Consider the following 21652-nt stretch of genomic DNA (forward strand, 5'->3'; position numbering starts at 1 on the left):
GGGCGTCAGCGGAGGGTCACGTAGCAGGTGAAGTCGCCGCGGACGGTGGCGTCGGGGCCGGTGTAGGCGTAGCTGAGCTTCTCCTTCCCGGAAATCTGATAGCCGCCGGCGGGCCGAGCCCCGGAGGTCCAGGCGGCCGGGACCTCGCGGAAGTCCCGACGGCATCCCTCGGTGGCGAGCCGGCGCCCCAGCCCCTCGGGGTTCGTGTCGCGGACGGTCTTGTCGATCCGCTGCTGGCTGAAGACCCGCAGGTCCGCGCCGCTTCCGCAGGGAACGGAGCGGACGAGGCCGGGGTGATCGAGGCCCGTGTCGATGGACGCGCAGGAGCCCGGCTCGACCTCGTCGAGCGCCGTGAGCACCTTCTGTGCGGCCTCGAACCGTTCGGTCGAGGGGACGAGAGCGGTGACCGGGCGGCCGTGTCCGGTGAGGGAGAGCTCGACGCGGAGCTCGGTCAGCCCGCGCAGCTCCCCCTGCCCGTGCAGTTCCGCGAGCAGGCTCTTGAGGTCGGCCTCCGCCCTGACGAGCCGCCCTTCCCGGTCGAGGTCGACGACGACCGTCCGGTGGGAGCCACGCCCGTCCACGTACCGGCCGACGGCTGAAGGCAGCGCGACGCGCATCGCGTACCCGTCGACCGCCGCCCGGTACCGGCGCCCGCCGCCGGGCAGCGCCTCGTACCCGCCGTCGGCGGAGGAGACCTTCAGCACCTCCGCGAGGGTCCGCCCCCACGGGGCGGCGTCGCCCGCCTGGTTCAGCAGGCCGCCGACCCGGTCGGCGAACTTCTTGGAGTCGGAGGCGGAGTACCGCAGCCAGGTGCCTCCCTTCGTGCGGTACGCGACCTCGTTGCCCTCGACGGCGTAGCTCTGCCGGTCCGTACGGCCGGGCGTGAGGCCCAGTTCCTCCGCCGCGCCGGCCGGGAAACCGGCCGGCACCCGGAGAACCCGTTCCGCGCGGGCGGCGTCCTTCCGCCAGTCGAGGACGCCGTCAGTCCGTTCCACGGCGCTCTTGCCGGCCGAGACGTAGGTGACGGTCGTGGTGAAGCGGGCGGATCCGCTGTCCGCGAGCGCGGCGCCCGCGGCGGTGGGCTGCCTGCGCACGGGTACGTCGAAGACGGACAGGCGGGACGGGGAGGCGGACGGACTCCCACCGTCGTCGCCGGGGCCTCCCGCCCGCTCGGCGCCCGCGCCGCTCTCGCAGCCGACGACCGCCAGCAGCAGCGGCAGCGCGACGACGGCCGCGCGGCATCTCTTCCGGATCCTCATGTGTCTTCCCCACCCCTGGTGCGTGTACTGGGCAGGAATCCTACGGGCCGTCCGAAAATCGGGTGAGGGGTGTCAGTGGTGACTCGTAGGGTCGGGCCTGATGCCCGAGAAACCTGCCTCCCCCGACGACCGCCCCGCCCGCCCCTCCGCCGTCCGTGTGCTGCTGCGGCTCTGGCCGTACGTCCGGCCCGTGCGGGCGCGGTTCTTCACCGCCGCCGTCGTCGCGATCGCCGCCTCCTGTCTGTCGCTGATCATCCCGCTCGTCCTGAAGTGGCTGGTGGACGGGCCGGTCGCGGAGCGGGATCCCGGTGGGGTGTGGCTGGGGGCGCTGTACCTGCTGCTGCTCGGCGTGGCCGAGGCGGGGCTGTTCGGGTTGCGGCGGTGGCTGGTGGCCCGGCCGTTGTCCTCGGTGGAGGCGCGGATGCGGGAGGACCTGTACGGGAGGCTCCAGCGGCTGCCGATCGCCTTCCACGACCGGTGGGCGTCGGGGCAGCTGCTCTCGCGCGGCACCACGGACCTGATGATCCTGCGGATGTTCCTGGCCTTTCCGCTGACCTTCCTGGTGGTCAACGGGGTGACGATAGTGGCGGGCTGTGTGCTGCTGCTCGTCCAGGACTGGTCGCTGGGGCTCGTGCTGCTGACGCCGGTGGTGCCGGTGGTGGTGCTCTGCTCGTACTTCGAGCGGCGGTACGGGGTGGTGGCGCGGCGTGCGCAGGACCAGGTCGGCGATCTGACGACGGTGGTGGAGGAGAGCGTCCTCGGCATCCGGATCGTCAAGGGCTTCGGCCGGCACCGCAGCCAGGCGGAGGCCTTCCGCCGGCTGGCGGGGCTGCTGCGTTCGACGGAGCTGTCCAAGGCGCGGCTGCTTGCCATGATCTGGGCGCTGATCACGGTCCTGCCGGAGCTGGCGATCGGGGCCGCGCTGGTGCTCGGCACCGTGCGGGTCGCGGACGGCGGCCTTTCGGCGGGCACCCTGGTGGCGTTCCTGTCGACGGCGCTGGCGCTGCGCTGGCCGGTGGACTCGATCGGCTTCCTGCTGGCGATGAGCCAGGAGGCGGTGACGGCGACGGAACGGTACTTCGAGGTGATGGACGCGGAGGAGGAGCGGGACGCGGTCGCCCCGGCTCCGGTGGAGGGGGCCGCCGACGGGCTGCGGTTCGAGGGCGTGTCGTTCCGCTTCCCGGACGCGCCGGAGGGCGCCCCGCCGGTCCTGGACGGCATCGACCTGCACGTGCGGCCGGGCGAGACGCTGGCCCTGGTGGGGGCCACCGGTTCCGGCAAGACCACGCTGACCGCGCTCGTGCCCCGGCTGCACGAGGCGACCGGGGGCCGGATCCTCCTGGACGGCGAGGACATCGCCCTGATGGGGCGGGAGCGGCTGCGCACGCTGGTGTCGGTGGCCTTCGAGGAGCCCACCCTCTTCTCCGCGAGCGTCAGGGAGAACGTGCTGATGGGCGCGGGCCCGGCGGCCGGGGAGCCGGAGCTGGACCGGGCGCTGGGCATCGCGCAGGCGGACGGTTTCGTCGGGCGGCTGCCGGAGGGGGCCGGGACGCAGGTCGGCGAGCAGGGGCTGAGCCTGTCGGGCGGTCAGCGGCAGCGGCTCGCGCTGGCCCGGGCGGTGGTCGGCCGGTCGCGTTTCCTGGTGCTCGACGATCCGCTGTCGGCGCTGGACGTGCACACCGAGGCGCGGGTGGAGGCGGCCCTGCGCGAGGTGCTGAAGGAGACGACGGCGCTGGTCGTGGCGCACCGGCCGTCGACGGTGATGCTGGCCGACCGGGTGGCGCTGCTGTCGGGCGGCCGGATCGCGGCGGTCGGCACCCATCAGGAACTGCTGCGGAGCAGCGCCGAGTACGCCTGGCTGATGTCGGGCGGCCCCACGGGCGAGGGAGACGGGGAGCGATGACGGAGACCACGCTCGCGGAGCCGGAGAAGGGCGTCCCGGAGGACGAGCGGAAGGACGGGTCCGGTCCCGCCGATCCGTTCGACCGGGACGATCTGCCCGCGCCGCGCGGGGCGACCGGGGCGCTGCTGCGTTCGCTGCTGGCCGCGCACCGGTTCCGGGTGGCGGTGGCGGCGGTGACGCTGCTGGTGAAGGAGGCGGCGGTCCAGGCGGGCCCGCTGCTCGTGGCGTACGCGATCGACCGGGGGGTGCCGGCCTTCCGGGCCGGGGACCACGGGCCGCTGGTCGCGGTGGCGGTCGGGTATCTGCTGTGCGCGGTCGGCGCCGGGGCGCTCCAGTACGCCTTCGTACGGGGCTCGGCGCGGATCAACCAGGACGTGCTGCTCGACCTGCGGGGGCGGATCTTCCAGCACGCGCAGGTGCTGAGCGTGGACTTCCACGAGCGGTACACCTCGGGGCGGCTGATCTCGCGGTCGACGACGGACGTGGAGTCGCTGCGGGAGCTGCTGTCGGAGGGGCTCCAGGAGCTGATCGGGGTGGTGCTGTCGTTCGTGTCGATCTCGCTGGTGCTGCTCTGGCTCGACCTGGGGATCGGGGCGGTGGCGGTGGCCTCGTTCGGGCCGCTGTACCTGCTGGTGCGGCAGTACCGGCGACGGGCCGGGACGGTGTACGCGGTGCGGTCGACGGCGATCGCCGGGGTGATCGTGAAGTTCGCGGAGACGATGAACGGGATCCGGCCGGTGCGGGCCTTCCGCCGGGAGCGGGTGAACGACGCGGAGTTCGCGGGGCTCAACCGGCGGCACGAGCGGAGCAACGGCGGCGCGCTCCTGGAGATGGCCCGCTATGTGGTCGGCTCGCGGCTCGTCGCCAACACGGCGGTGGCCGGAATGTGTCTGTGGGGCGCCTCCCGGGTGGCGGACGGCTCGATGGAGCTCGGCGTGCTCGCGGCGGCGGTGCTGTACGTACGGCGGCTCTACGACCCGATCGACCGGCTCGGCATGTTCCTCAACTCGTACGAGTCGGCGGCCGCTTCGCTCACCAAGATCGCGGGGCTGCTCGCGCAGGAACCGGGCGTGCCGGAGGCGGCGGCGCCGCGCGCGCTGCCGGAGCGGGAGGGTACGGCGCCGGGCCGGGAGGTCGTCTTCGACGGGGTGCGGTTCGCGTACCGGACGGGCGGCGAGGTGCTGCCCCGCTTCGACCTGCGGATCCCGGCGGGGCAGACGGTGGCGGTGGTCGGGGCGACCGGCGCGGGCAAGTCGACGCTGGCGAAGCTGCTCGCCCGCTTCTACGACCCGACGGAGGGCCGGGTGCTGCTCGACGGCGTGGACCTGCGGGAGCTGTCGACGCCGGAGCTGCGGCGGGGGGTGGTGATGGTGACGCAGGAGGCGTTCCTGTTCTCCGGGACGGTCGCGGAGAACATCGCGATCGGCCGCCCGGACGCCACCCGGGAGGAGATCGAGCGGGCGGCGAAGGCGATCGGCGCGCACGACTTCATCGCCGGCCTTCCGGACGGCTACGACACCGACGTACGCAAGCGGGGTGGCCGGATCTCGGCCGGCCAGCGCCAACTGGTGGCCTTCGCGCGGGCGCTGCTCGCGGATCCGGCGGTCCTGATCCTGGACGAGGCGACGAGCTCGCTCGACGTCCCGGGCGAACGGGCGGTCCAGCACGCGATGGACACCGTCCTCGCGGGCCGCACGGCGGTGGTCATCGCCCACCGCCTGTCCACGGTCGAGGTGGCCGACCGGGTTCTGGTGATGGAGTCGGGCCGGATCGTGGAGGACGGCGCTCCGGCGGCCCTGGTCGACGGCGAGGGTCGCTACGCGGGCCTCCACCGCGCCTGGCGCGACTCGTTGGCGGGCTGACCGAGGCGCGCGGGGAGGGGTGCCGTACGCGGAAGGCTCGGTTCACGCCGTACGGATCCAGCCATCGGTTCGGTAAAGGCGGCCGGCGTCCGAGGGGCGGGACAGCGGGCGGAGGAGGCGAGTCCTCATATCCGTCGGCGGCGGGATTCCCGCACGGAGAACGCGGGATGGCGGGCTGTTCATGATCGATGAAACGTCCGGTTAACGAACATGTCCGTACGCGCACCGGACGACTTCCGGCCAAGTTGTTGACGCGGTCCTGACAGATACCGCCGGTAGCTGCCAGTCTCTCCCCGGTTCCTCGCAATCGCGTTCGTCACCTCACCCGTTCGTGCGTCACCGCTCTTTTGCTCCGCCCGGTCCGCCCACCCAGCGGCCCGGTACCCCCCTCGCAAAAGGAGTCCGTGTGAGATCCACGCCCAGCCGCCGTGCCACCGCGACCGGTGCCCTGATCGCCGCGGCGGCGATGATCGCCGTCGGCGTCCAGACCGGCGCCGCCTCGGCCGACACCTTCGCGCCGGCCCCGCAGGCGCAGTCCGCAGGCAAGGCCAACCCCGGCAAGCTCCCCGCCGACCTCTCCCCCGGCCAGCGCACCGCGCTGATCAAGGCCGCCCAGGCCGACACCGCCGAGACGGCCAAGGAGCTGGGCCTCGGCGCCCAGGAGAAGCTGGTCGTCCGTGACGTGGTCCAGGACCGCGACGGCACGACCCACACGCGCTACGAGCGCACCTACGCCGGACTGCCCGTCCTCGGCGGCGACCTGATCGTCGCCGAGTCCAGGGCCGGGGCCACCCAGTCGGTCACCAAGTCCTCCCGCGCCGAACTGAAGAACGTCGACCTCGCCGCCACCGTGGCCCCGGCCGCCGCCGAGAAGCAGGCCCTGGGCGCCGCGGCCGCGGAGGGCTCGAAGAAGACCGCCGCCGACCGCGCCCCGCGCAAGGTCGTGTGGATGGCCCAGGGCGCGCCCGTCCTCGCGTACGAGACCGTCGTCGGCGGCCTCCAGCACGACGGCACCCCGAACGAGCTGCACGTCGTGACGGACGCGAAGACCGGCGCGAAGCTCTACGAGTGGCAGGCGGTCCACACCGGCACCGGCAACACGATGTACAGCGGCCAGGTGACGCTCGGCACCGCGCCCTCGTACACCCTGACCGACACCGGCCGCGGCAACCACAAGACGTACAACCTCAACCGCGGCACCTCCGGCACCGGCACGCTGTTCTCCAACAGCACCGACGTCTGGGGCAACGGGCTGCCGTCCAACATGGAGACGGCGGGCGCGGACGCGCACTACGGCGCCGCCCTCACCTGGGACTACTACAAGAACGTGCACGGCCGTTCCGGCATCCGCGGTGACGGCGTCGGCGCCTACTCCCGGGTCCACTACGGCAACGCGTACGTCAACGCCTTCTGGTCGGACTCCTGCTTCTGCATGACGTACGGCGACGGCGCCAACAACTCCAAGCCGCTGACGTCCATCGACGTGGCCGCGCACGAGATGACGCACGGCCTCACCTCCAACACCGCCCGCCTGGTCTACAGCGGTGAGTCCGGGGGCCTCAACGAGGCCACCTCCGACATCTTCGCGGCGGCCGTCGAGTTCTACGCCAACAACTCGAACGACCCGGGCGACTACCTCGTCGGCGAGAAGATCGACATCCGCGGCAACGGCACCCCGCTGCGCTACATGGACAAGCCGAGCCGGGACGGCTCGTCGAAGGACTACTGGTACTCGGGCATCGGCAACGTCGACGTCCACTACTCCTCGGGTCCGGCGAACCACTGGTACTACCTGCTCTCCGAGGGCAGCGGCGCGAAGACCGTCAACGGCGTGAACTACGACTCGCCGACCTCCGACGGCCTGCCCGTCACCGGCATCGGCCGGGACAAGGCGTCCCTGATCTGGTTCAAGGCGCTGACCACGAAGTTCGGTTCCAGCACCAACTACGCCGGCGCCCGCACGGGCACCGTCGCGGTGGCCACCGAGCTGTACGGCGCGAACAGCCCCGAGGTGCTCGCGGTGCAGCACGCCTGGGCCGGGGTCAACGTCGGCTCCCGTCCGGGCGGCGGCGACCCCGACCCCGTCGGCAAGGTCTTCACCAACGACACCGACGTGGCCATCCCGGACTCCCCCGGCGCCGCGGTGACCTCCTCCGTGACCGTCACGGGCATCAGCGGCAACGCGCCCAGCAACCTGGCCGTCGGCGTGGACATCGTCCACACCTGGATCGGTGACCTCGTCGTCGACCTCATCGCCCCCGACGGCTCGGTCTACAACCTCCACAACCGCTCCGGCGGCAGCGCCGACAACATCAAGCAGACCTACACCGTGAACGCCTCCTCCGAGGTCGCCAACGGCGTCTGGAAGCTCCGCGTCCAGGACAAGGCCAGCTACGACACCGGCTACATCAACAGCTTCAAGCTGACCTTCCCGTAAACCGGGAAGCGGATGCAGCGGGCGCCCGGAGGGACTTCCCCCCTCCGGGCGCCCGCCTGTCGTCCTACCGCATCAGCACCCCCGCCCCCTCGTTCCCCGGGTCCTCCGGCAGGGCGAGGAGGCCGAGTTCGGCGGGGTGGGCGAGGAGGGGGTGGGCGGGCAGCACGCGGACCGTGCAGCCGAAGGGGCCGGTGCGGTTCAGCTCCAGGGTGCCCGCGTACGGCTGCCGGCCGTCCAGGTCCGGGCCGCCGGCCGGCTTGAGCGTGACCGTGCGGGTGTCGGTGAGGGTGTCGTCGGCGGCGGCCCGGCCGGTCACCGCCTGCACCTCGACGTCGTCGGGCGTCAGGCCGCCGAGCGCGACCCGGACCCGGACCAGCGGCGTGGCACCGAGTTCGGCCGCGGTCTCCGCGAGGTCGTCGCCGATCTCCACGTGGTCCACCGAGACGCCCGGCCAGGCCGCCCGCACCCGGGCCTTCCAGGCGGCGAGCTCCCGGGCCCGTTCCGGGGTCAGCGCCCGGTGGGCGCCGGCGGCGGGGACGTACAGCCGCTCCACGTACTCCCGCACCATCCGGTCGGCGAGCACCTTCGGGCCGAGGGCGGTGAGGGTGCGGCGGACCATGGCGGTCCAGGCGACGGGGACGCCGTCGGCGCCGCGGTCGTAGAAGCGGGGGGCGACCCGGCGCTCGATCAGCTCGTAGAGGGCGGCGGCCTCCAGGTCGTCGCGGCGCTCCTCGTCGGCCGCGGCGGCGCCGTCGGCGGTGGGGATGGCCCAGCCGAACTCGGGCTCGTACCACTCGTCCCACCAGCCGTCGAGGACGGAGAGGTTGAGGCAGCCGTTGAGGGCGGCCTTCATGCCGCTGGTGCCGCACGCCTCCAGGGGGCGCAGGGGGTTGTTGAGCCAGACGTCGCAGCCGGGGTAGAGGCCGCGGGCCATCTCCATGCCGTAGTCGGGCAGGAAGACGATCCGGTGCCGGACCCGCGGGTCGTCGGCGAAGCGGACCAGCTCCCGCACGAGCTTCTTGCCGCCGTCGTCGGCCGGGTGGGCCTTGCCGGCGACGACCAGCTGCACCGGCCGCTCGGGGTGGAGCAGCAGGGCGCGCAGCCGGTCCTTGTCGCGGAGCATCAGGGTGAGCCGCTTGTACGAGGGGACCCGGCGGGCGAAGCCGATGGTGAGGACCTCGGGGTCGAGGACGGAGTCGGTCCAGCCGAGTTCGGCGGCGGCCGCGCCGCGCTGCCGCCAGGAGGCCCGCAGCCGCTCGCGGACGTCGGCGACGAGCCGGGTGCGCAGGGTGCGGCGCAGTTCCCACAGGTCACCGTCGGAGACGTCGGAGGCGTCGGGGCCGAGGGCGCCGACCTCGGGGGCGGTCCAGGTGGGGGCGTGGACGCCGTTGGTGACCGAGGTGATCGGCACCTCCTCGGCGTCGAAGCCCGGCCAGAGTCCGGCGAACATGGCGCGGCTGACGGAGCCGTGCAGGGTGGAGACGCCGTTGGCGCGCTGGGCGAGGCGCAGGCCCATCGCGGCCATGTTGAAGACGGTGGGGTCGCCGCCGAGCGGGGTCTCGTCGCCGAGGGCGAGGATCCGGGCCGTGTCGAGGCCGGGCAGGGCGCCGTCGTCGCCGAGGTGGCGGGCGACGAGCTCCCGGTCGAAGCGGTCGATGCCGGCGGGGACGGGGGTGTGGGTGGTGAAGACGGTGCCGGCCCTGACGGTCTCCAGGGCGGCGTCGAAGTCGAGCCCCCTGCACTGTAGTTCGCGGATCCGTTCGAGGCCGAGGAAGCCGGCGTGGCCCTCGTTGGTGTGGAAGACCTCGGGCTCGGGGTGGCCGGTGAGGCGGGTGTACGTACGGACCGCGCGGACGCCGCCGATGCCGAGGAGCATCTCCTGGAGGAGCCGGTGCTCGCTGCCGCCGCCGTACAGCCGGTCGGTGACGGTGCGTTCGCCGGGGGCGTTCTCCTCGACGTCCGAGTCGAGCATAAGGAGCGGGACCCGGCCCACCTGGGCGGTCCACAGGTGGGCGTGGAGGCTGCGGCCGCCGGGCAGGGCGAGGGTGATGCGGGCGGGGGTGCCGTCGGGTTCGCGGAGCAGGGTGACGGGCAGCTCGCCGGGGTCGAGGACGGGGTACTGCTCCTGCTGCCAGCCGTCGCGGCCGAGGGACTGCCGGAAGTAGCCGTGGCGGTACAGGAGTCCGACGCCGATCAGCGGGACGCCGAGGTCGCTGGCGGACTTGAGGTGGTCGCCGGCGAGGATGCCGAGCCCGCCGGAGTACTGGGGCAGGGCGGCGGCGACGCCGAACTCGGGCGAGAAGTAGGCGAGGGCGGCGGGTCCTTCACCCCCGCCGTCGCCGCTCTCCCGCTGGTACCAGCGGGGCCGGTGGAGGTAGGCGTCGAGGTCCTCGGCGGCTTCGGCGAGCCGGGCGAGGAAGTCGCGGTCGGCGGCGAGCGCGGCGAGCCGGGGGGCCTCCAGGGCGCCGAGGACCCGCACCGGGTCGGCGCCCCGGAGCCCCTCGGGGGCGAGGGAGTCGAAGAGGGCGCGGGTCGGCTCGTGCCAGGACCAGCGCAGGTTCGCCGCGAGGGCGGCGAGGGGTCGGAGGGTGTCGGGGAGGACAGGACGCACGGTGAATCGACGGATTGCCTTCACGTGTCCCACCTTCGCAGGCCGGTGACGGAACGGAGCGGACGCACCACGCTGTGCGCCCGGCGTGCCGCACCGAGCGTAGGACCTGTCCCCGGGCCCGTGCGGGGCGCCCGGGGGCGCGGACGGGGCACCGGGGGCGCGTCGGAGGGCTCACGCGGGGCGGTGCGGTCCGGAGGTGCGTACCGGGCGGGGGGCGGCGGCCCGGTACTCGCCCGGGGTCGTGCCGTAGGCGGTGCGGAAGGCGAGGTGGAAGCCGACCCGGCTGCGGTAGCCGACGCGGGCGGGGACGGCCGACTGGGGGAGGGCGGTCTCGGCGAGGAGGCGGGCCGCTTCCCGTATGCGGCGGGCCGTCAGGTGGCGGGCGGGGGAGGTGCCGACGGTCTCGCGGAAGGCGGCGGTGAAGGCGGAGCGGGACATGCCGGCCTCGCGGGCGAGGCTCACCACGGTCCACGGCTCGGCGAAACGGGTCTCGACGGCGGCGAGCACGCGGTCGATGCCGGGGTGCCGGTACGGGCCGTCCGGCGGGCGGGGCGCGGGGGCGGCGAGGGCGAGTGCCGCCTCGAACACCCGCTGGGCGAGCAGCCGGTCGCCGGGACCCGGGCGCCGGCCGGGCGCGGCGAGCAGGGCGAGGGTGTCGCGGAGCAGCGGGGCCGCCTCGACGCGGGTGCGGTCGAGCACGAGGGCGCGGGGCAGGGCGGCGGCGAGGGGTGGCGGGGCGGGGCGCCCGGTGCGGGCGCTGAGGAGCCGCACGGGCGGTGCGGGGCCGTCGAGTTCGTGGACGAGTTCGTGGACGAGGGAGGCGGATCCGGCCAGGCCGACGGGGGGTGGCACACCGGGGTCGCCGGGTCCCGCGGAGAGGCGGTGGCGGGCGCCGGTCGGCAGCAGCGCGAGGTCGCCGCGGGCGAGTTCGAGGGCGCGGAGCCCGGTGACGGTGAGCCCGCACCGGCCCGCGAGCACGTAGTGGAGGACGGCCCGCGCGGCGACGGCTTCCATGGGTCACGCACCTTCCGCGGTCGGTGACGACGCGGTGTCAGCGTAACGAGCGGGGACGAAGGTTCCGGTGTGTCCCGGTGTGCCCGGGTGGGTTTCTTGTCCGGGCCGGACCCTTGTCCGCCCCCCTACGCCCTAGTAGTTAACAAAGGGCCGGATTGCCCACCCGAGAACCTGGGGAAGGCTCTCCCCCGGTATCCCCGAATCCGTTCTCCCCGTCCCCGTCTTCACCCCCGTCCCGCCCCCGTCTCCGTACCGTCTCTCCCCCCGGCTCCGTACCCGTCCTCGCATCCGTCTTCATCCCCGTGGACCCGCCATCCGGGTGAACGCGGAGGGGCGCGGCGATGCCCGCGGCCCACCGGCCCCCGGCGGCACTAGAAAGAGCGCACCACCACCCGCACCCCCGTAACCCGTCAGGTGATGCTGTGAATCCGCTCATGGGACGCATTCCCGTACTGGACGTCCGCCCGCTGGTCGACTGTGGCCGGCGCCCCGCGAAGGCGGTGACCGGCGAGACCTTCGAGGTGTCGGCGACCGTCTTCCGCGAGGGTCACGACGCGGTCGCCGCCAATGTCGTACTCACCGGCCCGACCGGCCGGCCGGGGCCGTGGACCCCGATGCGCGAGCTGGCCGAGGGCACCGACCGCTGGGGTGCCGAGGTCACCCCGGACGCCGAGGGCCTGTGGACGTACACCGTCGAGGCGTGGAGCGACCCGCTGGCGACCTGGCGCCACGCGGCGAAGATCAAGATCCCGGCCGGGATCGACTCCGAACTCGTCCTGGCCGAGGGCGCGGAGCTGCACGAGCGGGCCGCGAAGGGCGTCCCGAAGAAGGGCGGCGGGCGGGAGGCGGTGCTCGCGGCGGCGGACGCGCTGCGCGACGGGTCCCGGCCGGCCGCCGCCCGCCTCGCCGCCGCGCTCGCGCCGAGGGTGACGGAGACCCTGGACCGGTACCCGCTGCGCGAACTGGTCACCTCCTCCCCCGCGTTCCCGCTCCTGGTGGAGCGCGAGCGGGCGCTGTACGGCTCCTGGTACGAGTTCTTCCCGCGCTCGGAGGGCGTGCGGAAGGTCAAGGGCCGTACGGTGCCGGGGAACTTCCGCACGGCCGCCGAACGGCTCCCGGCCATCGCGGCGATGGGCTTCGACGTGGTCTACCTGCCGCCGATCCACCCGATCGGCGAGACCCACCGCAAGGGCCCCAACAACGCGCTGTCGGCGGCCCCGCACGACGTGGGCGTGCCGTGGGCGATCGGTTCGCCGGAGGGCGGGCACGACGCGGTCCACCCGGACCTGGGCACGATCGAGGACTTCGACGCCTTCGTGGCGCGCGCCCGTGAGCTGCGCCTGGAGGTCGCCCTCGACTTCGCGCTCCAGTGCTCGCCGGACCACCCGTGGGTGGAGAAGCACCCGGAGTGGTTCCACCACCGGCCGGACGGTTCGATCGCCTACGCGGAGAACCCGCCGAAGAAGTACCAGGACATCTACCCGATCGCGTTCGACGCCGATATGGACGGGATCGTCGCGGAGACCGTGCGGGTGCTGCGGCACTGGATGGACCACGGGGTGCGGATCTTCCGCGTGGACAACCCGCACACCAAGCCGGTGGTGTTCTGGGAGCGGGTGATCGGGGAGATCAACGCGGCGGACCCGGACGTGATCTTCCTGGCGGAGGCGTTCACCCGGCCGGCGATGATGCGGACGCTGGGCGCGATCGGCTTCCAGCAGTCGTACACGTACTTCACCTGGCGGAACACCAAGGACGAGCTGACCGAGTACCTGACCGAGCTGTCCGGGGACGTGGCGGCGCAGATGCGGCCCAACTTCTTCGTGAACACCCCGGACATCCTGCACGCCTACCTCCAGAAGGGCGGCCGGCCGGCCTTCGAGGTGCGGGCGGTGCTCGCGGCGACGCTCTCGCCGACCTGGGGGATCTACGCCGGGTACGAGCTGTGCGAGAACACCCCGCTGCGGGAGGGCAGCGAGGAGTACCTGGACTCGGAGAAGTACCAACTCCGGCCCCGTGACTGGGAGTCGGCGGAGCGCTCGGGCGCGACGATCACTCCGCTGATCACCTCCCTCAACCGGATCAGGCGCCGTCACCCGGCTCTCCACCGGCTGCGGAACCTGACCTTCCACGAGACCACCAACCCGCAGATGATCGCGTACTCGAAGAAGTCGGGTTCGAACATCGTTCTGGTGGTCGTCAACCTCGACCCGCACCACACCCAGGAGGCGACGGTCTCGTTGAACATGCCGGAACTCGGCCTCGGCTGGCACGAGACCGTGCCGGTGCGCGACGAGCTCACCGGCTCCACCTATCACTGGGGCAGGAACGCCTACGTGCGACTGGAACCGGGCGTGGCGCCCGCGCACGTGCTCGTCCTGCGACCGTCCCCGCAGACCGGAGGGTCACCCACCTCATGACTGTCAATGATCCCGTCCCCGACACCTTCGAGGACACCCCCGCCAAGGACCGCGACCCCGAGTGGTTCAAGCGGGCCGTCTTCTACGAGGTCCTCGTCCGGTCCTTCCAGGACAGCAACGGCGACGGCGTCGGTGACCTGAAGGGCATCACGTCCCGCCTGGACTACCTCCAGTGGCTCGGCGTGGACTGCCTCTGGCTGCCGCCGTTCTTCAAGTCCCCGCTGCGCGACGGCGGATACGACGTCGCCGACTACACCTCGGTCCTCCCGGAGTTCGGCGACCTCGCCGACTTCGTGGAGTTCGTGGACTCGGCGCACCAGCGCGGGATGCGCGTGATCATCGACTTCGTCATGAACCACACCAGCGACCAGCACCCGTGGTTCCAGGAGTCGCGGCGCGACCCGGAAGGACCGTACGGCGACTACTACGTCTGGGCCGACGACGACAAGCAGTACGCCGACGCCCGGATCATCTTCGTCGACACCGAGACCTCCAACTGGACCTTCGACCCGGTCCGCAAGCAGTACTACTGGCACCGCTTCTTCTCGCACCAGCCGGACCTCAACTACGAGAACCCGGCGGTGCAGGAGGAGATCCTGTCGGCGCTGAGGTTCTGGCTGGACCTGGGGATCGACGGCTTCCGGCTCGACGCGGTGCCGTACCTCTACCAGGAGGAGGGCACCAACTGCGAGAACCTGCCGGCCACCCACGCCTTCCTCAAGCAGGTCCGCAAGGAGATCGACGACCACTACCCGGACACGGTGCTGCTCGCCGAGGCGAACCAGTGGCCCGAGGACGTCGTCGACTACTTCGGCGACTTCCGCTCCGGCGGCGACGAGTGCCACATGGCCTTCCACTTCCCGGTGATGCCGCGGATCTTCATGGCCGTGCGGCGCGAGTCGCGCCACCCGGTCTCGGAGATCCTGGCGAAGACGCCGGAGATCCCCTCCGGCTGCCAGTGGGGCATCTTCCTCCGCAACCACGACGAGCTCACCCTCGAGATGGTCACGGACGAGGAACGGGACTACATGTACGCCGAGTACGCCAAGGACCCGCGGATGCGGGCCAACATCGGCATCCGGCGCCGGCTCGCCCCGCTCCTCGACAACGACCGCAAGCAGATGGAGCTGTTCACCGCGCTGCTCTTCTCGCTGCCGGGCTCCCCGGTGCTGTACTACGGCGACGAGATCGGCATGGGCGACAACATCTGGCTCGGCGACCGGGACGGGGTGCGCACCCCGATGCAGTGGACCCCGGACCGGAACGCGGGCTTCTCCTCCTGCGATCCGGGCCGGCTCTACCTGCCGGCCATCATGGACCCGGTCCACGGCTACCAGGTGACCAACGTGGAGGCGGGGATGGCCTCGCCGTCCTCGCTGCTGCACTGGACGAAGCGGATGATCGAGATCCGCAAGCAGAACCGCGCCTTCGGGACGGGGACGTACACCGAACTCCCCGCGTCCAACCCGGCGGTGCTCGCCTTCCTGCGGGAGACCCCCGCCGTGAAGGGGGGCGAGGCCGATCTCGTCCTGTGCGTGAACAACTTCTCGCGGTTCGCCCAGCCGACCGAGCTGGACCTGCGGCGTTTCGCCGGGATGCGGCCGGTGGAGCTGATCGGCGGGGTGGAGTTCCCGGCCGTCGGCGAACTGCCGTACCTGCTGACGCTGGCGGGCCACGGCTTCTACTGGTTCCGCATGAAGAAGGCGTGAAGAAGGTCTGACGGAAGGCCGTTCAGGCCTCCGCCGGGGTGGGACGGTTTCCGCCGTCCCACTCTGGGAACTGTGTCCCACACACGATTCAGCCCCATCCGGGTCCATCCATACGGATCTTCCCTTTCCGACACGTCCCGCACATCCGGACAGCCCCAGCCGCCATCCGGGACAATCTGCGCATTTGAACGCCTACGACAGCCAACTGCGCGCCCCGGGGAAAGGACGCGATGCCATGCCGGAGACCGCATCCACCACCCGGGCCCCGGACGCCCTCCTTCCGTCCCTCGCACCCCTGCTCCACGAATGGCTGCCCCGGCAGCGCTGGTTCGCGGGCAAGGGTCGCCGGGTCACCGGATTCACGCTGGACGCGGCCACCGAGCTGCTGCCCCTGGACGGCGCCGGACCCGGACTCCTCCATCTCCTCCTGCGGGTCGAACAGCCCGGCCACCCGGCCGGCACGCCCGCCGACTGCTACCAACTCCTCCTCGGCGTACGGACGCAGCTGCCGCCGCGCCTCGCCCCCGCCCTCATCGGACGCGTCCGGCAGGGCCCGCTGGCCGGCCGCGCCGTCTACGAGGGGCTGCGCGATCCGCGGCTCGCCGGGCTCCTGTACGAGCGGCTGCGCACCCCCGGCCGCACCGGACCGCTCCGCTTCCACGCCACCCGCGCCCTGCCCGGGGCGCTCGCCCCCCGGGTCCTCGACGCCGAACAGTCCAACTCCTCACTGGTGTTCGGCGACGCGTACATCCTGAAGATCTTCCGGCGGGTCAGCCCCGGCGCCAACCCCGACCTGGAACTGCCGCTCGCCCTCGACCGGGCGGGGTGCTCCCGCGTCCCCGCGCCGGTGGCCTGGTTCGAGTCGGGCCTCGAAGCGGGCGCGGCGACGCTCGGCGTCCTCCAGCCGTACCTGCGCGACTCGCGGGACGGCTGGCGGCTGGCGCTCGACGCGCTGGCCGCGGGGCGGGAGTTCACCGCGGAGGCGCGGCAACTCGGCCGGGCCACCGCCGAGGTGCACCTCGCCCTCGCCCGGGCGCTGCCCACCCAGCGCCTGCCGCGCGCCGAGACCGAGGGCCTGGCGGCCGCGATGGACCGGCGGCTGCACGCCGCCGCCCAGGCCGTCCCCGCCCTCCTGCCGTACGTCCCCGGCCTTCGGGCCGTCTTCGCGGCGGCCGGCGACGCGGAGGGCGCGGGCGCGGTCCAGCGCATCCACGGCGACCTGCACCTCGGGCAGACCCTGCGCGGCTCCGACGGCGCGTGGGCGGTCATCGACTTCGAGGGCGAGCCCGCGAAACCCCTCGACGAGCGCCGCCGCCCGCAGCCGACCGTCCGGGACGTCGCCGGCATGCTCCGCTCCTTCGACTACGCGGCCCGCACCCACCGCCCCTGGAACGCGGACTGGGCCGCGCGGTGCCGGGCGGCGTACTGCACGGGCTACGCGGAGGTGTCGGGCGCCGACCCCCGGACGGATCCGGCGCTGCTGCGCGCCTACGAGACCGACAAGGCGGTCTACGAGGTCGTCTACGAGGCCCGCCACCGCCCCGACTGGCTCCCCGTGCCGATGTCCGCCATCCAGCGTCTGACCGCTCCCCGATGAGCGCGCGGCCCCCGGGAGGCGAGATGGCCCGTTCGGCGGAGTTTCCTGGCGCCCCGCGCGGGAGTTGCCTTGTTCGTACCCTTTTCAATGTTTCAGGAGGCTTCCGGTGACCGCCAAGACGCCCCGCACGGCGCCCCCGATCGACCCCGCCGAGCGGGCGCGGCTGCTCGCCGGTGAGCACCACGATCCGCACGCGCTGCTCGGCGCCCACCCGGTGAAGGGCGGGATCGTCATCCGGGCGCTGCGGCCCTGGGCGCGGAGCGTGTCGGCCGTGCTGCCGAAGGGGCGGCGGGTCGAGCTGCGCGACGAGGGCGACGGCCTGTTCTCGGCCCTCGTGCCGCTGCTGCGCAAGGTGCCGGTGTACGAGCTGCGCGTGCGGTACGACGGCGAGGAGACCGCCGTCCAGGACCCGTACCGGCACCTGCCGTCCCTCGGCGAGCTGGACCTGCACCTGATCGGGGAGGGCCGGCACGAGGAGCTGTGGACGGCGCTCGGCTCCCGCGTGATGACCCATGGCGGGGTGACCGGCACCCGCTTCGCCGTGTGGGCGCCGAACGCCCGCGGCGTGCGGGTCACCGGCGACTTCACCTGCTGGGACGGCACGGGCCTGCCGATGCGGTCGCTCGGCTCCAGCGGCGTGTGGGAGCTGTTCGTGCCCGGCATCGGGGAGGGGGCGGTGTACAAGTACGACATCGCCCGGCCCGACGGCTCGCACACCCTCCGCGCCGACCCGATGGCCCGCCGCACCGAGTGCCCGCCGAACACCGCCTCGATCGTCACCGAGTCGCACTACGAGTGGGACGACGCGGAGTGGATGGAGCGGCGCGGCGCCCGGCCGCCGCACGAGGCGCCGATCTCCGTCTACGAGGTCCATCTGCCGTCCTGGCGACCCGGGTTGACCTATCGTCAGCTGGCCGAGGAGCTGCCCGCGTACGTCAGCGGACTCGGCTTCACCCACGTGGAGTTCATGCCGGTCACCGAGCACCCCTTCGGCGGCTCCTGGGGCTACCAGGTCACCGGCTTCTACGCGCCGACCGCCCGACTCGGCACCCCGGACGACTTCCGGTTCCTGGTGGACGCGCTGCACCGGGCCGGGATCGGCGTCCTGATGGACTGGGTGCCGGCCCACTTCCCCAAGGACGACTGGGCGCTGGCCGAGTTCGACGGCCGGCCGCTGTACGAGCACGCGGACCCGCGCCGCTCGCACCACCCGGACTGGGGGACCCTGGAGTTCGACTACGGCCGCAAGGAGGTGCGGAACTTCCTCGTCGCCAACGCGGTGTACTGGTGCCAGGAGTTCCACATCGACGGCCTGCGGGTGGACGCGGTGGCGTCGATGCTCTACCTGGACTACTCGCGAGAGTACGGCGAGTGGGTGCCCAACGAGTACGGCGGCCGGGAGAACCTGGACGCGGTGGCCTTCCTCCAGGAGATGAACGCCACCGTCTACCGCCGCTGTCCCGGCATCGTCACCTTCGCCGAGGAGTCGACGGCCTGGGACGGGGTGACCCGGGCGACCGACCAGGTGGGCCCCGGCGGCTTCGGCGGCCTCGGCTTCGGCATGAAGTGGAACATGGGCTGGATGCACGACTCGCTCCAGTACATGGAGAAGGAGCCGGTGCACCGCAAGTACCACCACCACGAGATGACCTTCTCGATGGTGTACGCGTACAGCGAGAACTACATCCTGCCGATCTCGCACGACGAGGTGGTGCACGGCAAGCGGGCCCTGGTGTCGAAGATGCCCGGCGACTGGTGGCAGCGGCGCGCCAACCACCGCGCCTACCTGGGCTTCATGTGGGCTCACCCGGGCAAGCAACTCCTCTTCATGGGGCAGGAGTTCGCGCAGGGCGCGGAGTGGTCGGCGGAGCACGGTCCCGAGTGGTGGCTGCTCGACCCGGAGTACGGGGCGGAGGCCGACCACCGGGGCGTGCGGGACCTGGTGCGGGACCTGAACCGGGTCTACACGGCGACGCCTTCGCTGTGGGAGCGGGACACCGCGCCGGAGGGCTTCGAGTGGGTGGCCGGGGACGCCGCCAACGACAACGTCCTCGCCTTCCTGCGGTACGACGGCTTCGGTTCGCCGCTGCTCGCCGTCTGCAACTTCTCCCCCGTCGTCCGGCACGACTACCGGATCGGGGTGCCGGAGTCCTTCGCCGCCTGGGGCGAGGTGCTGAACACGGACGCGGCCCGGTACGGCGGTTCGGACGTGACCCGCACCGACCCGGTGAAGACCGAGTCGGTGCCGTGGCACGGCCGGGCGGCGAGCGTCCGGATGACGCTGCCGCCGCTGGCGACGGTCTGGCTCAGGCCCGCCTGACGATCCCGAGCCGCTGGGTGGCCCGGGTCAGCGCCACGTACAGGTCGTTCGTGCCGTGCGGGGCGCCGGCCCGGATGCCGTCCGGGTCGACGACGAGGACGGTGTCGAACTCCAGGCCCTTGGCCTGCCGGGGGTCGAGGAGGACGACCGGCCGGGTGAGGTCGGGCTCGCGGCCGTGCGCGGCGTCGGGGAGGGCCTCGGCCAGGGCGGGCAGCAGCTCCGCCGGGGCGATCACGGCGAGCCGGCCCTCGGCGCGCGACTCGGCCGCGACCGCGTCGGCGGTCTCCTTCACCGGGTCCTCGGCGGTCCGCTCCCAGGGCTCGACGCCGGTGGAGCGGACCGATCCCGGCGGCTCGAAGGCGGGGTCGTCCTCCCGGCGGACGGCGGCGGCGACCGCCATGATCTCGGCGGGCGTGCGGTAGTTGACCCCGAGCCGCACGTGCTGCCAGCGGTCCTCCACGTACGGGGTGAGGATCCGCTCCCAGGAACCGACGCCGGCCGGGTCGCCGGTCTGCGCCGGGTCGCCGACCAGGGTCATCGAGCGGGTGGGGCTGCGGCGCATCAGGAGCCGCCACTGCATCGCGGACAGCTCCTGCGCCTCGTCGACGATGATGTGGCCGAAGGCCCAGGTGCGGTCGGCTGCGGCCCGCGGGGGGGGCCGTACCGGTGGCGCGGACGCCGGGGTACAGCTTCCCGGGGGTGGCGAGGAGGACACCGGTCTCGCCGAGCGAGGGCAGCACGTTGCCGATTTGACATGCTCCTCGGGCTGAAGCCCGAGGATTCCGGTCGTCCTTCACCTGGTGCTGTACCGCTACGCGGCACAGGCCGTGGGTGGGATTCCGTGGCTTCCTGCTTCGTCGCGCTGTGCCCCGCCCCGAGAGGATCGGGGGCTTACCTGCGCTCCACAGGCTGATGCCGCCAGTCCAGCGGCCTTGATGTTGCGTGCGGCGTTGACGTCCCGGTCGTGGACGGCATGACAGACCGGGCAGGTCCAGGTCCGTACGTCCAGGGGCTTGGGCCCGTCCCGGTGGCCGCAGTCCGAGCAGGTCTGGCTGGTCGGTTCGAACCGGCCGATCTGCACGAACAGGCGCCCGTACCGCTCGCACTTGTACCGCAGCATGTCCACGAACATGGACCAGCCCGCGTCATACACGCTCTTGGCCAGCCTGGTGCGCGCGAGTCCGTTCACCGCCAGGTCCTCCACCACGACCACTTGGTTCTCGCGGACGATCCTCGTGGAGAGCTGATGGCAGAACTCTTTGCGCGCGTCGGCAACCTTCGCGTGGGCACGGGCCACCTTCAGCCGGGCACTGGCCCGGTTTCTCGATCCCTTCTCCTTGCGGGACAACTCCCGCTGCGCCTTCTTCAGCTTCTTCTCCGCACGGCGCAGGAACCGCGGGGAGTCAATCTTCGCGCCGTCGTCCAGGACAGCGAAGTGGGTGAGACCCAGGTCGATGCCGACACTGGAGCCGGGTGCGGCGTCGGGCAGGGCGGTGGCATCGGTGTCGGGGTCGGTCTCGATGACGAAGCTGGCGAAGTACCGCCCTGAGGAGTCCTTGACGACGGTGACCGAGGACGGCACCGTCGGCAGTGGGCGCGACCATTTCACCCGCACCTCGCCGATCTTCGGCAGGAGCAGCCGCCCCGTCCCGGTGATCTTCCAGCGGGCGTTCGCGGTGAACCGGATCGCCTGCCGGGAATCCTTCCGCGACCGAAACCGTGGCTCACCCACACGTGGGCCATGGCGTTCGCCCTTGAGGGAGGCGAAGAAGTTGCCGTAGGCGGCGTCGGCATCACGCAGGGCCTGTTGCAGGACAACGGCGGAGACCTCGCCCAGCCAGTACCGGTCCCGGCGGAGCTTGCCCCGGGTGATCAGGGAACGGGACAGGCTCTTGGAGCTCGGGTAGGGCTCCTTCGCCGCATGGGCGTCGCGGCGGGCACGCACGGCGTCGTTGTACACGACCCGCGCGCACCCGAACGCCCTGGCCAGCGCACCCCGTTGACCGGGCTCCGGGTACAACCTGAAGGCGTACCGAAGCTGCATGCCGCTGATCGTACGAACACACCCCGGGCCAGCACTACGGGGAACGTCCGTACGGGCTGTCACCATCACGCGCGAACGGCGTTGTCCTGCTCCGCAGGAACGCTACCGCGACGCCCTGCATCACCACTATGGGAATTCGCTTCACCACCGGCCTGAAAGCCGGTGCCACTGCGAATGAATTCCGGTAGCCGAAGGCGGCACCCTGCTTGGCGTAGCCGTGGACAGGTTTCACCTTCGAGTCGATTTCCAAGAATATCACATGGTCCGCGCCGGGCAGCAGCCCGCAGTGCCGTACCAGGTTCACCCAGAGGCGCCGCACCACCCCGACTGTCAATTCAGCCGGGGTTTTTTGTATGCCGCCGCGTCTCCGCGCACCGAAACGCCCTCGACGAATGCCGAGGGCGTTCTCCGTGAGGCGGGTTCCTCCCGGTGCCCGGATCCGGCTCAAGGCCCGGGTCCCGGGAGGAGGTTCGGTG

Annotated in this window: 9 protein-coding genes and 2 pseudogenes; 6 read left to right on the forward strand and 5 right to left on the reverse strand. The window is 72.4% G+C overall.

The window, feature by feature from the left end; genetic code table 11:
- Positions 1 to 5: 5 nt before the first annotated feature.
- Positions 6 to 1259 (reverse strand): hypothetical protein, encoded by a 1254-nt coding sequence (locus tag QK442_RS08255; protein WP_282693214.1) that lies wholly within the window; start codon positions 1257 to 1259, stop codon positions 6 to 8.
- A 100-nt stretch (positions 1260 to 1359) separates the two neighbouring features.
- On the opposite strand from QK442_RS08255, the pseudogene QK442_RS08260 reads away from it, so the two are divergent.
- Both QK442_RS08260 and QK442_RS08265 read left to right on the forward strand, forming a co-directional pair.
- Positions 1360 to 5024 (forward strand): annotated as a pseudogene (locus QK442_RS08260) (ABC transporter ATP-binding protein).
- A 406-nt stretch (positions 5025 to 5430) separates the two neighbouring features.
- Positions 5431 to 7461 (forward strand): M4 family metallopeptidase, encoded by a 2031-nt coding sequence (locus QK442_RS08265; RefSeq protein ID WP_282693215.1) that lies wholly within the window; start codon positions 5431 to 5433, stop codon positions 7459 to 7461.
- Positions 7462 to 7525: 64 nt separating this feature from the next.
- On the opposite strand, the gene glgP is transcribed toward QK442_RS08265, so the two are convergent.
- Entirely contained in the window at positions 7526 to 10096 is a 2571-nt protein-coding gene (glgP, locus tag QK442_RS08270) for an alpha-glucan family phosphorylase (RefSeq protein WP_282693216.1), read from the reverse strand.
- 147 nt (positions 10097 to 10243) lie between these two features.
- On the reverse strand, positions 10244 to 11086 hold the full coding sequence (locus QK442_RS08275; RefSeq protein ID WP_282693217.1) for an AraC family transcriptional regulator: 843 nt from the start codon (positions 11084 to 11086) through the stop codon (positions 10244 to 10246).
- A 434-nt stretch (positions 11087 to 11520) separates the two neighbouring features.
- On the opposite strand from QK442_RS08275, the gene QK442_RS08280 reads away from it, so the two are divergent.
- The 4 genes from QK442_RS08280 to glgB all read left to right on the forward strand — a co-directional run bounded on the left by QK442_RS08280 (position 11521) and on the right by glgB (position 19132).
- Positions 11521 to 13506 (forward strand): alpha-1,4-glucan--maltose-1-phosphate maltosyltransferase, encoded by a 1986-nt coding sequence (locus QK442_RS08280; protein ID WP_282693218.1) that lies wholly within the window; start codon positions 11521 to 11523, stop codon positions 13504 to 13506.
- A complete protein-coding gene (treS, locus tag QK442_RS08285) occupies positions 13503 to 15215 on the forward strand; it encodes a maltose alpha-D-glucosyltransferase (protein WP_282693219.1) in 1713 nt (570 codons plus the stop codon). Before QK442_RS08280 ends, treS begins: the two co-directional genes overlap by 4 nt.
- A 235-nt stretch (positions 15216 to 15450) precedes the next feature.
- A complete protein-coding gene (locus QK442_RS08290; RefSeq protein WP_282693220.1) occupies positions 15451 to 16812 on the forward strand; it encodes a maltokinase in 1362 nt (453 codons plus the stop codon).
- Between the two features lie 106 nt (positions 16813 to 16918).
- A complete protein-coding gene (gene glgB / locus QK442_RS08295; protein ID WP_282693221.1) occupies positions 16919 to 19132 on the forward strand; it encodes a 1,4-alpha-glucan branching enzyme in 2214 nt (737 codons plus the stop codon).
- Here glgB and QK442_RS08300 read toward each other — a convergent pair.
- Positions 19119 to 19781, reverse strand: a pseudogene (locus QK442_RS08300) (ATP-binding domain-containing protein); the annotation flags it as partial. The gene glgB and the pseudogene QK442_RS08300 overlap by 14 nt on opposite strands.
- Before the next feature lie 162 nt (positions 19782 to 19943).
- Complete coding sequence (locus QK442_RS08305; protein ID WP_282693222.1) at positions 19944 to 21176, reverse strand: RNA-guided endonuclease TnpB family protein; 1233 nt, start codon at positions 21174 to 21176, stop codon at positions 19944 to 19946.
- Positions 21177 to 21652: the final 476 nt, after the last annotated feature.

The sequence above is a fragment of the Streptomyces sp. CC208A genome (assembly GCF_030010625.1).
GTDB lineage: Bacteria > Actinomycetota > Actinomycetes > Streptomycetales > Streptomycetaceae > Streptomyces.